The sequence below is a fragment of the Pseudonocardia ammonioxydans genome, assembly GCF_900115005.1.
GTDB lineage: Bacteria > Actinomycetota > Actinomycetes > Mycobacteriales > Pseudonocardiaceae > Pseudonocardia > Pseudonocardia ammonioxydans.
On the sequence record NZ_FOUY01000021.1, the window covers coordinates 35,029 to 48,222 of the forward strand.

Genomic DNA, 13,194 nt, shown 5'->3' on the forward strand with positions numbered 1-13,194 from the left:
GGGCGGGTCAGGCCCGCTCGAGCAGCCCCCGGATCCGGTCGTGCCGGGCCCGCCACCAGTCCGCCCGCTCCGCGGGCGCGGCGACGGCGTCCCGGTGCGCCGGCTCCGGCGCCCGGCGCGGCACGGGCAGCGTCCCGCCGACCGGGACGAGCCGGTCGGCGGCGGCGACCACGTCGTCGGCCAGCAGCGACACCGTCCCCAGCCCGCAGGCGTGCCGCAGCTCGGGCAGCGCCCCGGCCAGGGCGAGCCCGGCGGCCAGCCCGACGCTCGACTCCACCGCCGAGGACACCACGACCGGCAGCCCGCACTCCTCGGCGATCCGCAGCGCCCGGCGCACGCCGCCCAGCGGCGACACCTTGAGCACCACGACATCGGCCGCCCCAGCCCGCACCACCCGCATCGGGTCCTCGGCGCGCCGGATCGACTCGTCGGCGGCGATCGGCACGTCGACCGCGCGCCGCACCCGCGCCAGGTCCTCCACCGCCGCGCACGGCTGCTCGACGTACTCGAGCCCGCCGGCGGCCGCGGTGAGCCTGCCGATCGCGGTGACCGCCTCGTCGGCGGACCAGCCCCCGTTCGCGTCCACCCGCACCAGGCCGGCCGGCCCCAGCGCGTCCCGGACGGCGGCGACCCGCTCCTCGTCCTCGGCCGCGGGCCTGCCACGCTCGGCGACCTTGACCTTGGCCGTGCTGCAGCCCGACGCCCGCACGATCCGCTGCGCGTGCTCGGGCCCGACGGCCGGGACGGTGCAGTTCACCGGCACCCGCTCGCGCACCGGTGCGGGCCAGCCGTCCTCGGCCGCCTCCCGCGCGGCGGCCAGCCACGCGACGGCCTCGTGGTCGTCGTACTCGGTGAACGGGCAGAACTCCCCCCACCCGGCCGGGCCGGACAGCAGCATCCCCTCCCGCACGGTGATGCCGCGGAAGCGGGTGGTCATGGGGAGCGCATAGGTCCAGACGGAGCCGTCCACCCACCCACGCTAATGCCTAGGCGAGGAGCTCGTGCGCGGCCGGGTCGACCCGTCGGGTCCGGCGCCGGAAGCTGAAGGTGTAGCCGGGCCAGAGCGTGCGGTTGCGGCCGTGCTCGTCGAGGTACCAGGAGGCGCAGCCGCCCGACCCCCAGACCGCGGCGCCGAGCCGTTCCTGCAGGTCGGCGTTGTGCGCGTGCTGCACATCTGACCGGGTGTCGATCGCGACGGCACCGTCGGCGTCGACCAGGCGCATCGCGTCCAGGACGTAGTTCAGCTGCGACTCGATCATCAGCACCATCGAGCTGTGCCCGAGCCCGGTGTTCGGACCGACGACCGTGAACAGGTTCGGGAACCCGGCGATCGTCGTGCCGTGGAACGCCTGCTGCCCGTCCCGCCAGAGGTCGGCCAGCTTGGTCCCGTCCCGGCCGCTGATCGACATCCGGCCCAGACCGTCGCCGACCCGGAACCCGGTCCCGAACACGATCACGTCCGCCGGGTGCTCGACCCCGTCGGCGGTGACGACACCGTGCTCGGTGATCCGCTCGATCCCGGCCGTCTCGACGGTGACGTCGTCGCGGCGCAGCGCCGGGTAGTAGTCGTTGCTCATCAGCACGCGCTTGCAGCCCAGCGTGAAGTCCGGGGTGACCTTCCGGCGCAGCGTCGCGTCGCCGGCGAAGGTGCGGCGCAGGTACAGCCGCACCGCCCGCTCGGCGAGCCGCATGATCCGCGGGTGCAGGAAGCCGACGACCATCGCCTCGTGCCGCCAGTACAGCGCGGTCCGGTAGGCGCGACGCAGGCCGGGGACGCGGCGGAACGCGCGCCGGGTCCGCTCACGGATCGGCTTGTCCGGCTTGGGCAGCACCCACGGCGCGGTCCGCTGGAACAGCGTGAGGTGCCCGGTCTCCCCGGCGACGGCGGGCACGAACTGGACGGCCGACGCACCGGTGCCGATCACCGCGACCCGCTTGCCGCGCAGGTCCACGGTGTGGTCCCACTGCGCGGAGTGGAACGCGCTGCCGGCGAACCGCTCGATGCCCTCGATCTCCGGGACGGCCGGTTCGTGCAGCGCCCCGGTGCCGAGGACGAGGTAGCGGGCGCGCAGCGTGCTGCCGTCGCCGAGCGTCACGTCCCAGGCCGCGCCGTCCCACTCGGCACCGGTCACCTGGGCGCCGAACCGGATCCGGTCGCGCAGCCGGTAGTGGTCGGCGACGTCCTCCAGGTAGGAGCGGATCTCGCCCTGCCGGGCGAACGTGCGGGTCCACTCGGTGTTCGGGAAGAACGAGAACGAGTACAGGTGCGACTCGACGTCGCAGGCGCAGCCCGGGTAGACGTTGTCCCGCCAGGTCCCGCCGAGCGTGTCGGCCTTCTCCAGCATCAGCCAGTCGGGACGGCCGGCCACGTCGAGCCGGACCGCGGCCCCGAGACCGGCAAACCGCTCCCGACGATGAGGGTGTCGACCTGCTCGGACATGGGCTCCTCCGGGACCGCACGGGTGTTACCGGCGGTAACCTACCACGGGTAACCTACTGCCGGTAAGGTTCCGGTCGTGACCGCGCAGACCGCTCCCGGCCCCCGGCGCCGCGTCCCCCGCGCCGAACGGGAGCAGCAGATCGTGGACGCCGCGGTCGCGGTGTTCGGGGAGCGCGGGTACGCCGGCGCCTCGATGGACGCGGTCGCCGAGCGCGTGGGCGTGACCAAGCCGGTGCTCTACACCCACTTCGGCTCCAAGGAGGGCCTGCTGCTCGCCGCCATCGCGCGGGCCCGGGCCGAGCTGCTGGAGGTCATCACCGAGGCCGCGGCCCCCGCGCAGGACCCGGAGTCGATGCTGCGCAACGGCACGCTCGCGTTCTTCACCTACCTGGACCGGCGCGCCCCGGCCTGGCAGCTGTTCTGCTCCGAGGCCGGGGTGGCCGACGACGCGCTCGAGGAGATCCGCGCCCAGCAGACCGACTTCATCGCCGGCCTGCTCGCCGCCCAGGTCCCGGGCACCGCGCCGGAGCGGCTGACCGGCTGGGCGCAGGTGATCGTCGGGGCCTGCGAGCGGCTCGCGGTGTGGCGCGGGCAGGACGAGACCGTCACCGCGGAGCAGGCGACCGAGTACCTGATGGAGGTCGCCTGGACCGGGCTCGCGGGACTCCGCGGAACGCGCTGAGCACCCGTCCGGGAGACTGGACGGCCATGAGCACGACCGCGCCCCGCCTGCTGCAGGTGGCCCGCACCGAGCGGATCACACCCGGCATGATCCGGGTGACCCTGACCGGCGAGGAGCTGGCCGGATTCCCCGGTCACGGCCCCGACCGCCGGATCAAGATGTTCTTCCCGGTCGAGGGGCAGGACCGCCCGGCGATCCCCCGGGCCTCCACCGGCGGGCCGGTGTGGCCGGCCGGTGAGGCCCGTCCGGCGATCCGCACCTACACCGTCCGCCGGTTCGCCCCGGACGCCGGCGAGCACGGCGAGCTGGACGTGGACTTCGTGGTGCACGCCGGGCACGGCCCGGCCGCGGCGTGGGCGGTCGGGGCCGGGCCCGGCGACTGGGTCGGGGTGTCCGAGCCGGGCGGGCGGTGGGCCCCGGACCCGGCCGCCGAGCACCACCTGGTCATCGGCGACGAGTCGGCGCTGCCGGCGATCGCGACCGTGCTCGAGACGCTCGCCGCCGACCACCCGGACGTGCCGGTGCGGGCGATCGTCGAGGTCGCCGACGCGGGCGAGGAACAGGCACTGCCGGGCCACGCCCGGGTCGAGTGGGTGCACCGCGGGACCACACCCGCCGGGGAACCGCTGGTCGCGGCCGTGACGGCGGCCGAGCTGCCCACCGGGCGCGGCCAGGCGTGGCTGTCCGGGGAGTCGGCCGCGGTCAAGGACCTGCGGGCGCACCTGCTGACCGAGCGCGGCCTCGACCGGCGCGCCGTCTACGCGACGGGGTACTGGCGGGCCCGCTGAGCGGGCCGTCGATCCTGACCGGGCCGGCGGTCCTGCCCGGCCGGGGCCTCGGCGACCAGGTCCGCGGAGATCTCCCGGACCACGTCGTCCAGCGCCTCCTGCATCGTCTGCCGGAAGGCCGCCAGCAGCGACCGGGTCGCGACCGGCTGCAACGCTTCGACGGTGGTGCGCAGGTCGGCGACCCCGTCGCGGGGCATCCCGGCGGCGACGTGCGCCTGCCAGAGCTGCTCGCGGAACAGGCCGACGAAGACGTCGGCGATCTCCCGGGTCCGCTCCCGCAGCTCCACACCGACCTCGGCGACGGACTCCGGGGAGAGCCCGAGCGCGACGGCGTGCGCCCCGGCCCGCGCCAGTGCGGGGTTCAGGATCCGCAGGCGCCCCTCGGCCGGGCGCTCCACCACCCCGGTCGCGCCGAACACGTCGAGCACCCGCGCGGGCACGTCGCCACCGACCCAGCCGGGCCACGCGTTCTCGTCGATCTCGACGGGCTCCTCGGGCTCCCAGGGCGCGAGCATCCCGCGGTAGAGCCGCAGAGCCTCCTCGGCGCTGCCCGACGGCGTCTGGTGGATGAGCACGCCGATCGCGGCGAGCGAGAAGCCGCGCCGCTGCAGCCCGGCGATGAGCTCGAGCCGGGCCAGATGCTCCGGGCCGTACCAGGCGGTGCGCCCGCGCATCTCACCGGCCGGGAGCAGCCCGCGCGACAGGTGCGCGCGCACGTTGCGCACGGTCATCCCGGCCCGCTCCGCGAGCCGGTCGATGGTGCACTCGTCCCCACTCGGCGTCGGTCCGGGCATCGGTGCGGGACCCTACCGCGAACCGGTCGGCGGGGACATACGCCGACAGACCGACAGCCTCCGCCCGGACGGCCCGGATCGGGACGACGACATCGCCGACTCCTCGGCACGCCCGCGATCGCTGCTGGTCGGCCGCGCCGAACCGGCGAACCTTGACATCGATGCCGCTCCGGCTAGTACGGTCCACATCGGCTGCACGCCCGTGGGCTGCGCCGATGTGGACCGGCCGACGGGTCCCCCTCCCTGCCGGCCGGTCCACCGGCTCGGCGCGGGGCTCCGACAGGACTCGCTCAGCGGCAGGACGCGTTCAGCGTCCGGCGTGCGCCGGCTGCGGCGTGCAGGACGGGCAGTCGCGCCACGGCAGCACCCGCGAGTCGGCCGGGCGGGCGGCCCCGCAGCGGCAGACACCGGCGAGACCGCCGGTGCCGGGCACGGTCTTCGCCGGACGCCCGGCACGGACGAGGGTGCGGCCGGAAGCGGACGTGCGGGCAGGCAGGTACAGGCGCATCAGGATCCCCGACGGAGTGTGTGGTGGTGGCGTGACGACCTGTGGGTCACCACGTGAAGGACATCGTCATCACGCACCGGAACATGACGGGCGCGGACCGTGACGTCGCGCACAGGCTCGCGCACACCGCTGCGGACCGGGCCCGGCGCCCCCGCGCCGCGCCCTGCGAGACTGCGACCCATGGCCGCATCCCCGCTGCTCCAGAACCTGTCCGCCACCGCGCGCACGGCCTACGAGCTCGGCAGCGGCACGGCCCGCGCAGCCGTGGCCCTGACCCGGTCCGGGGTGGTACGGCCGCTGGGCCCGGGCCGGCTGTACGGGATGGGCCGCGCCCTGCTGCGCTACGGCCACAGCGTCGCCGCCGCCTACTCGGTCGGCGCCGCGCGCCACCCGTACCGGCTGGCCGTCGTCGACGACCACGGGCTCACCACCTACGCCGAGCTCGACGAGCGCACCGACCGGCTCGGTCTCGCGCTGCTCGACTCGGGGGCCGGTCCCGGGGCACCGGTCGGGATCCTCTGCCGCAACTCCGCGGCCCCGGTCGAGGTGCTGGTCGCCGCCGGGAAGGTCGGCGCCGACGTCGTCCTGGTCAACACCGGGCTCTCCGCCGAGCAGCTGCGCGGTGTCCAGTCCCAGCAGCAGTTGCACACGATCGTCGCCGACCCGGAGTTCCGCGACGTCGTGCCGGACGGCCCGCGGCTCGTCCTGACCTCCACACCGGACGGTCCGCGGGCGGCGGGCGGGCGGGTGCTCGACGACCTCGAGCTCATGGTCGCCCGCGGCGGGCCGGGCGAGCTGCCGTTCCGCCCGCCGCGGTCCAAGCAGATCGTGCTGACCTCCGGCACCACCGGCACGCCGAAGGGCGCCAAGCGGCCGCACCCGTCCACGCTGGCCCCGGCCGCGTCGATCCTCTCCGCGATGCCGCTGCGCGCCGGCGAGACGGTGCACATCGCCGCCCCGCTGTTCCACACCTGGGGCAACGCCGGCCTGCTGCTCGCGGCGCTGCACGGGTCGACCGTCGTGCTGCGCCGCCGGTTCACCCCGGAGGGCTTCCTCGCCGCGGTCACCGAGCGCCGCGCCGACACGGTCTTCGCGGTGCCGGTGATGCTGCAGCGGCTGCTCGAGTCGGACGCGACCGGACCGGCCGGCGACTGGGGGGCGGAACACACGCCGCGGGTCGTCGCCGTCTCCGGCTCGGCGCTGCCCGGCGGGCAGGCAGTCGCGTTCATGGACCGCTTCGGGGACAACCTCTACAACCTCTACGGCTCCACCGAGGTGTCGTGGGTGTCGATCGCCGGCCCGGACGACCTGCGCGACGCCCCGGGCACGGCGGGCCGCGCCCCCGCCGGCACCACGCTGGTGATCCTCGACGAGCAGGACCGGCCGGCCGGGCCGGGCGTCGAGGGACGGGTGTTCGTCGGCAACGACCTGCCGTTCGAGGGCTACACCGGCGGGGAGGCCGGCCTCGAGGAGCGCGACGGGCTGCTCGGCACCGGCGACGTCGGGCACCTCGACGAACAGGGGCGGCTGTTCCTCACCGGCCGGGCCGACGACATGATCGTCTCCGGTGGCGAGAACGTGCATCCCGGGCCGGTCGAGGACCTGATCTCCGGGCTGGACGGGGTCCGGGAGGCCTGCGTGCTCGGCGTGGACGACCACGACTTCGGCCAGCGCCTCGCCGCCTGGGTGGTGACCGAGCCGGGCGCGGACCTCACCGCCGACACGATCCGTGATCGGGTGAAATCCGATCTGGCGACGTTCGCGGTCCCCCGGGACGTGCACTTCCTCGACGAGCTCCCACGGAACCAGACCGGTAAGGTCCTGCGGAAACAGCTTCCGGGTCGTTCCTGACACGACCAGGTGCCCGGGCTTGAAGTTAGGGCAACCTTGCCTACACTGGGCTGATGACGGTCACCACCCCGCACGCCGGCCCGAGGGCCGCGGCGGCTCCCCTGCGCGCCGGGTGTTCCGCGCTCAGCGAGGAGGCCGGGGAACCGCTCGAGGGGACCGCACCCGCGGCCCGCCGGCTGATCGCCGTCGAACACGTGGGGGCCTGGCCCCGCACCGTGGCCGACCACGCCGACCCGGACGTCGCCGAGTTGTTCGGGCGGCTGCGCCGCGAGGACGTCCTGCTGCTGCTCATCCGCAGGCCCGGGCGCGCCGGACGGGACTGCGACGGGGCGCGCACCGTGTACGTCGCCGACCTCGCGCCGGGTGGGTCCCGGGTCACCGCGCGGACCGTCCGCAGCACCGACGACCTCGCCTCGATCGCCTTCGACCCCGGAGCAGGCGAGCCGGTCACCGACCCGGTGCTGCTGGTGTGCGCGCACGGCCGGCGCGACGTCTGCTGCGCGGTCCGCGGCCGCGCGCTCGCCTCCGAGCTGACCGGCGAGGGCGCCGACGTGTGGGAGTGCACCCACCTGGGCGGGCACCGGTTCGCCCCCACCGCGCTGGTGCTGCCGACCGGTTACGCCTACGGGCGGCTCGACACCGGCAGCGCGCTGGCCGCGCTGAAGGCCGCCGCCGGCGGTGACGTGGACCCGTGGTCGTGCCGCGGGCACGTCGGGCTCGACCCCGTCGCGCAGGTCGCGGAGATGGCCGTGCGCGAGCACGCCGGGATCGGCGACGCCTCGGCGCTGCTGGTCGAGCCGGTCGACGGCCCGGGGCCGGTCACGGTCCGCAGCCGCGACGGCCGGTTGTGGACGGTCGAGGTCCGGGCCGACACCGGCCGTCCGGCGCAGCCGCCGTCCTGCGGGGCCGCGCTGGAGCCGGTGACACCGCTGGTCGCGGGCACCCCGCTCCTGTACTCATAGGACTCGCGGCTGGAAGAACCGCTCCAGCACCGTGGCCAGCCCGTCGTCGGCGACCGTCCCGGTGCTGATGTCGGCGTCCGCGTGGACCTCCGGCGGCGCCTGGCCCATCGCCACGCCGTGGCCGGCCCAGCGCAGCATCTCGCGGTCGTTGTCGCCGTCGCCGACGGCGAGCACCTCGGAGCGGTCGACACCGAGCCGTTGCGCCACCCGGGCCAGGCCGGACGCCTTGGAGACCCCGGACGGCACCAGTGTCACCCACGGCAGCTCGTGGTCGAGGGTCATGGTGGCGTCGTCGAACTCCAGGCCGGCGGCGCGGGCCGCGGTCTCGGCCGGGGTCCGGCCCGGCCAGTACATGATCAGTTTGGGCGTCGGTTCGCGGGACACGCCGTCCAGCCCGACCTCGGTCACGGTGCCGGCGAGGATGCCGTCCGGGAAGGGCGCGCTGACCCGCTGGCCCACCCCGACGTGCTCGGCGCCGAACACCGCACCGGGGAACGCCTCCCGCAACCGCCGCACCCCGGCGGTGACGTCGAACCGGGCCACCGACAGCACCCGTCGGGAGGCGGTGTCCATCTCGACGGCGCCGTTCGAGGTCAGCGTGACGCCGCCGTCGAGCCCCAGCTGGTCCAGCGCGGTGCCCGCGCCCAGGACCGTGCGGCCGGTGCACAGCATCACCGCGGCGTGCTTCGCGGCGGCCGCGATCGCGTCGAGCACCGGCGGGCTCGGCGGGCGCCTGCCGTGCACGATCGTGCCGTCGATGTCCAGGGCGACCAGTCGGGGTCGGGTCACGTCGCCGACCCTAGGCGAGCAGGTAGCGCTCCACCCCGTCGACCGTGCCGATGTGACGCATCCCGAGCCCGATGAGCACCCGCACCGAGGCGGGGTTGCCCGGGTCGACGCCCGCGACGACGCGGGACACCCCGTCCGCCCGTGCCAACCCGACCAGGGCGGCGGCGGCCTCGCCGGCGTAGCCGCGCCCCCGCCGGGACGGGACGACGCCGTAGCCGATCTCCAGCCCGGGCCCGCCGGGCTCCGGGAACATCCCGGCCCCGCCGACGACGAGGCCGCTCGACCGTTCCACGAGCAGGCGGTGGCCGTGGCGGCCCCAGCCCGGCCCGCCCGGCTCCCGGGCGAGCAGCCCGGCGATCACCCGGTCGCCGTCGGCCGGGAAGTCGTCGGCCCAGCCGGTGCCGCGGGCCCCGGCGAGGACAGCGGCCGCCACCTCGGGCGTCCAGCTGCGCAGGAGCAGCCGCTCCGTGCGCAGGTCGGCGGTGGGACCGGCGGGCTCGGTGGTGTGCTCGGGCACGGGTGGATCGTGCCGGTGCCGCCGACGCGGCCGCCACCTGATTCGGGTACTCGTGCCGCGGTGATCCGGTGAGCACGTCGCCTCTCCCGGTCGGCCCGTTCGCCCCGCCCGCCGACCTCGCCACCCATCCCGCGGTCGTCGCGGCGACCGACGTCGCCGACCGCGTCCTCGCCCCGCGGACCGGCGCGGCCGACGACCCCGCCCGCGGTGTGACCCGGGAGGCGTGCGAGGCGGTCGCCGCCGCCGGGTTGCTGTCGGTGACCGTCCCGGCGGACGAGGGCGGGCACGGGGCCGGGGCCCGGGTCGACGCCGAGACCGTCGAGTTGCTGGCCGGGGCCTGCGGGGCGACGTGGTTCGTCGGGACCCAGGCACCGCACCCCGCTGCAGCCGGCCCGCGGCAGGCCGGTGGACCTGCCGGAGGGGAGCGTCCGCACCGGCCCCGCCGCCGCACGGCACCGCGCCGGGCTGAGCACCAGGACGCACCGCGCCGGGATCGCGATCGCCCACCTGCGCCGACCTGGCGCGCCCGCGGTGACCGCCGAGCCGGACGGCTCCGGGTGGCGGCTCCGCGGCCGGTCCGACTGGTGCACCGGCTGGGGCCTGCCTCCGGCCCGAGTGTCGGGGCGACGAGCGGCCCCCGGCCCCAGCGCCGCGGCGAGCTCGACGGCCTCCGGCCGGTCCCGTTCGTGGCCGAGCCGGTCCAGCTCGGTCAGCACCCGGCGCAGCAGCCCGATCGAGGCCGGGGTCGGGTTCGCCGTCCGGGCCGCGTCGAGCTCGCGCCAGGCGGCGCCGTCGACGTCGGCGAGGACCGTGTCGCCGCCGACAGCGAGATCGTCGAACTCGACGGCGACCGTGCGGGTCCCGCCCATCACCGACAGCGGCAGGGGCACCCCGGCCCACAGCCCGGGCGCCTCCCGCCGGGACGAGGATGAACAGGTAGCGGTCACCCGGGGCGACTGCACCGATCATCACCAGGTCGGGGTAGTCGACGACGCTCGCGTGACCGTCTTTCTCCCTGGGTCGATTCGCTGCCCTGTCGATTCACTGCCCCGAAACTGTCAGGGGTCGAGCGTATGTTCGAACCATGCAGCTGGGGCAGGCGATACCGGACGGGCTGGCGACCATGCCACCCGGCCCCGACCTGGCCGCCGTCCTCGCCTCGATCGACCTGACCCAGGTGTGCAACGACGACATCGACGAGGTCATGCTCGCCCACTCCCGGCAGCTGTCCCACCACCAAGCGCACATGTTCGCGGCGATCTCCGAGGTGGTGCACCGGCGCCCGTTCGCCGGTCCCTTGGAGATCCGCCGCGGTGCGCTGCCCGACCAGTACGGGTCGGACGAGATCCGCTTCGCACTGGCCTGGAACCGCCGCGCCGCCGAGTACGAGATGGGCCTCGCCGTCACCCTGGTGTCCGATCTTCCGCAGGTGCAGGCCGCCCTGTGCCAGGGGCGGATCGACCGCACCAAGGCCCGGGTGTTCGCCCAGCACCTCGCCGACCTCCCGGAAGCCCAACGCGCCGCGATCTGCGAGGCGGTCCTGCCGCACGCACCGAAGCTCACCACCGGCCAGATCGGGGAACGGATCAAACGACTGATCCTCGAACTCGACCCCGCCTACTACGAGCGCCGCTACCGCAAAGCCATCCGCGACCGGCTGGTCGTGGCGTATCTGACCGAGACCGGCACCGCCGTCATCTCCGCCGAAGGCCTGCCCGCCGAGGAAGCCGCCGCCGCGTGGGAACGCCTCGACGCCCTGGCCAAGGCCGCCCGGCGTGACGGGCACCCGGGCACGATCGACCAGATCCGCGCCGACCTCGTCCTCGGCCTGCTCGACGGGACACTGCACGGCCTCGACCGCGCCGGGATCCTGCGCGCGCTGATGGCACGCTTCGCCGGCCACGCCGACAACCCCACCGGTAGCGAGGTCGACAAGCCCGCAGCCGGCACCCCGGCCGCGGGCCGCCCAGCGGCCGGCGACCCGGCCTCCGGTAGCGCCGACTCCGATCCCAACTCGGACTCGGACTCGGACTCGGACTCGGACTCGGACTCGGACTCGGACTCGGACGATCCTGACACCGACGACCAGGGACCGCCTGGACCGTCCGGCCCCGCCCCCGGTCCTGGGGATCCCCGACCCAGCGGCCCGAACGGCGGCGGCACACCCGCACCCCCCGACGCCAACCCCGACCCATCTCCGACCGTGCCCTCACAACGCCGCAGCAACGACCACACCGCACCCCGCAAGAGCGCCGGTGTCGGGACCGAGGTCCGCGTCCCGCTCACGACTCTGCTCGGCCTCGACCAGCGCGCCGGCGAACTCCCCGGCTGGGGTCCGATCCCGGCCAGTGCCGCACGACGCCTCGTCGCCCGCCAGCACCGCGCCCCATGGCGCTGGGTCGTCGTCGACGACCACGGCCACCTACTCGCCGAAGGCATCACCCGACACCGCCCGACACCCCGCGACCCCACCGGCCCACCCGGCGGAATCGTCGAACTCCACATCCCCGCCACCCAACTCACCACCCTCGCCGCGAACGCCGCCGAGCACGACGCCTGGGCGAAGGTGATCACCGACATCGCCGACCAATACCGGCAGCACACCGAACACGACGACCCCGACGCCGCACTCGACAACCAACCGAACGCCCGGTTCCCGCACGCCGCGCTACGGCGCCACACCGAGGTCCGGGATCGCACCTGCCTCAGCCCCGGGTGTCGTACCGCAGCGCGGCGCTGCGACCAGGACCACACTCGCGATCACCATCACGGCGGGCCGACCGTCCGCGGCGGCCTCGGGCCGCTGTGCCGGCACGACCACACGTTGAAGACCAAGGGCAACTGGCGCCTCGACCAGCCAGAACCCGGCCACTTCATCTGGACCAGCCCGCTCAAACGCCAGTACCGGGTCGACCCCGAACCGATCCTGCCGCCACCGATCACACCGGTGCGCCGCGACGACGACCCGGCCTTCGACGCGCCCGCCCCCGGGCCCGTCTACGCCGACGACGAACAACCCGACCTCCGCCGACACGAACGCGGCCCGCCGGCCCAGAACGACACCTCGACGGACGGCATCGAGCCGGCCGGTCCCACGCCCCGGCGGCACACCACACCGGGCGGCACCCCACCACGCACTCCCCCGGCCAACAGCAGCGTGCGCGACGATGCCCCACCGCCGTTCTGATTCCTCGCCGGGTTCCGGACACGGCACGATCACCGACGGCGCGGGTGGCTGACCTCCGTCGGCCCGTTCGGCAGAGTGGGGGCATGACCGCGACCGGGCCCGTCACCACCGGCGATGCATCGCTGCCGCTCCCGCTGCGTCCCCCCGCACATCAGGTGGACCCGCGAGCGATCTGGTGGTGGCGGCTGCGCGCGCTGCCGTTCCCGATCGTCCTGCTGGTCGCCCAGGGCGTCGGCTGGTACTTCCTGCCGCCCCGGCCGTGGCACGGCCTGCTGATCGCGACGATCACGCTCACCGTGCTCTGGCTGCTGGTCGAGGTACTGGTCGTCCCGTCGCTGCGCTTCCGGCTGCACCGCTGGGAGGTCACCGACGAGGCGGTCTACCACCGTTCCGGCTGGCTGGTCCGGGAGTGGCGGATCGCCCCCATCCCGCGGGTGCAGACCGTCGACACCGAGCACGGACCGCTGCAGCAGGCGCTCCGGCTGGCGACCGTCACCGTGACGACGGCATCTGCCCGTGGTCCGGTCCGCATCGCCGGCCTCGACGCCGACCAGGCCCGCGAGCTGGCCCGGCGGCTCACCGAGACCACCGGCCGTCACCCCGGGGACGCCACGTGACCGCGGGCGGGCCCGACGACCGCGGCCCCCACGGTGGCGGGGACACGGCGACCGGCGGT

General features: G+C 75.3%; 13 protein-coding genes. 7 read left to right on the top strand and 6 right to left on the bottom strand.

All coding sequences use genetic code 11. The features are described from left to right. Nucleotides 1–7: 7 nt before the first annotated feature. Nucleotides 8–970: an o-succinylbenzoate synthase gene (locus BM093_RS19880; protein ID WP_093346619.1), complete on the bottom strand. Its 963-nt coding sequence runs from the start codon at nucleotides 968–970 to the stop codon at nucleotides 8–10. Nucleotides 971–986: 16 nt separating this feature from the next. After that, the gene (locus BM093_RS19885) at nucleotides 987–2,369 is read right to left on the bottom strand and encodes a flavin-containing monooxygenase (RefSeq protein WP_342743027.1); all 1,383 of its coding nucleotides are present in this window, start codon (nucleotides 2,367–2,369) and stop codon (nucleotides 987–989) included. 147 nt (nucleotides 2,370–2,516) lie between these two features. Between BM093_RS19885 and BM093_RS19890 the strand changes: the two genes are divergently transcribed. Then, nucleotides 2,517–3,122 carry a TetR/AcrR family transcriptional regulator gene (locus tag BM093_RS19890; RefSeq protein ID WP_093346624.1) on the top strand — a complete coding sequence of 202 codons (606 nt, stop codon included), beginning with the start codon at nucleotides 2,517–2,519 and terminating at the stop codon, nucleotides 3,120–3,122. A 26-nt stretch (nucleotides 3,123–3,148) separates the two neighbouring features. Then, nucleotides 3,149–3,910: a siderophore-interacting protein gene (locus tag BM093_RS19895; protein WP_093346629.1), complete on the top strand. Its 762-nt coding sequence runs from the start codon at nucleotides 3,149–3,151 to the stop codon at nucleotides 3,908–3,910. Here the strand turns inward: BM093_RS19895 and BM093_RS19900 are convergent. Next, nucleotides 3,880–4,704 carry a MerR family transcriptional regulator gene (locus tag BM093_RS19900; RefSeq protein ID WP_093346634.1) on the bottom strand — a complete coding sequence of 275 codons (825 nt, stop codon included), beginning with the start codon at nucleotides 4,702–4,704 and terminating at the stop codon, nucleotides 3,880–3,882. The two genes, BM093_RS19895 and BM093_RS19900, sit on opposite strands and share 31 nt — an antisense overlap. Nucleotides 4,705–5,011: 307 nt before the next feature. Beyond that, complete coding sequence (locus BM093_RS19905; protein WP_093346640.1) at nucleotides 5,012–5,212, bottom strand: hypothetical protein; 201 nt, start codon at nucleotides 5,210–5,212, stop codon at nucleotides 5,012–5,014. 180 nt (nucleotides 5,213–5,392) lie between these two features. Between BM093_RS19905 and BM093_RS19910 the strand changes: the two genes are divergently transcribed. Both BM093_RS19910 and BM093_RS19915 read left to right on the top strand, forming a co-directional pair. Then, nucleotides 5,393–7,063: an AMP-binding protein gene (locus tag BM093_RS19910; protein WP_093346645.1), complete on the top strand. Its 1,671-nt coding sequence runs from the start codon at nucleotides 5,393–5,395 to the stop codon at nucleotides 7,061–7,063. Between the two features lie 53 nt (nucleotides 7,064–7,116). Beyond that, complete coding sequence (locus tag BM093_RS19915) at nucleotides 7,117–8,025, top strand: ferredoxin family protein (protein WP_093346650.1); 909 nt, start codon at nucleotides 7,117–7,119, stop codon at nucleotides 8,023–8,025. Here BM093_RS19915 and BM093_RS19920 read toward each other — a convergent pair. Then, nucleotides 8,020–8,814 carry an HAD family hydrolase gene (locus BM093_RS19920; protein ID WP_093346655.1) on the bottom strand — a complete coding sequence of 265 codons (795 nt, stop codon included), beginning with the start codon at nucleotides 8,812–8,814 and terminating at the stop codon, nucleotides 8,020–8,022. The two genes, BM093_RS19915 and BM093_RS19920, sit on opposite strands and share 6 nt — an antisense overlap. 10 nt (nucleotides 8,815–8,824) lie before the next feature. Beyond that, nucleotides 8,825–9,331: a GNAT family N-acetyltransferase gene (locus BM093_RS37430; protein WP_093346660.1), complete on the bottom strand. Its 507-nt coding sequence runs from the start codon at nucleotides 9,329–9,331 to the stop codon at nucleotides 8,825–8,827. Nucleotides 9,332–9,399: 68 nt separating this feature from the next. On the opposite strand from BM093_RS37430, the gene BM093_RS37435 reads away from it, so the two are divergent. From BM093_RS37435 to BM093_RS19940, 3 genes are all read left to right on the top strand, one after another. After that, nucleotides 9,400–10,263, top strand: a complete 864-nt coding sequence (locus tag BM093_RS37435; protein ID WP_093346665.1) for an acyl-CoA dehydrogenase family protein — start codon at nucleotides 9,400–9,402, stop codon at nucleotides 10,261–10,263. A 152-nt stretch (nucleotides 10,264–10,415) separates the two neighbouring features. Then, a complete protein-coding gene (locus BM093_RS19935; protein ID WP_093346669.1) occupies nucleotides 10,416–12,518 on the top strand; it encodes an HNH endonuclease signature motif containing protein in 2,103 nt (700 codons plus the stop codon). A gap of 83 nt (nucleotides 12,519–12,601) precedes the next feature. Continuing rightward, nucleotides 12,602–13,135, top strand: a complete 534-nt coding sequence (locus BM093_RS19940) for a PH domain-containing protein (protein WP_093346673.1) — start codon at nucleotides 12,602–12,604, stop codon at nucleotides 13,133–13,135. Nucleotides 13,136–13,194 lie beyond the last annotated feature (59 nt).

What these genes read in the sequence shown, in the direction of transcription:
- BM093_RS19900 (WP_093346634.1), bottom strand. Translation starts at nt 4,704, where the DNA reads ATGCCCGGACCGACGCCGAGTGGGGACGAGTGCACCATCGACCGGCTC.
- BM093_RS19940 (WP_093346673.1), top strand. Translation starts at nt 12,602, where the DNA reads ATGACCGCGACCGGGCCCGTCACCACCGGCGATGCATCGCTGCCGCTC.
- BM093_RS19910 (WP_093346645.1), top strand. Translation starts at nt 5,393, where the DNA reads ATGGCCGCATCCCCGCTGCTCCAGAACCTGTCCGCCACCGCGCGCACG.
- BM093_RS19935 (WP_093346669.1), top strand. Translation starts at nt 10,416, where the DNA reads ATGCAGCTGGGGCAGGCGATACCGGACGGGCTGGCGACCATGCCACCC.
- BM093_RS19905 (WP_093346640.1), bottom strand. Translation starts at nt 5,212, where the DNA reads ATGCGCCTGTACCTGCCTGCCCGCACGTCCGCTTCCGGCCGCACCCTC.
- BM093_RS19915 (WP_093346650.1), top strand. Translation starts at nt 7,117, where the DNA reads ATGACGGTCACCACCCCGCACGCCGGCCCGAGGGCCGCGGCGGCTCCC.
- BM093_RS19895 (WP_093346629.1), top strand. Translation starts at nt 3,149, where the DNA reads ATGAGCACGACCGCGCCCCGCCTGCTGCAGGTGGCCCGCACCGAGCGG.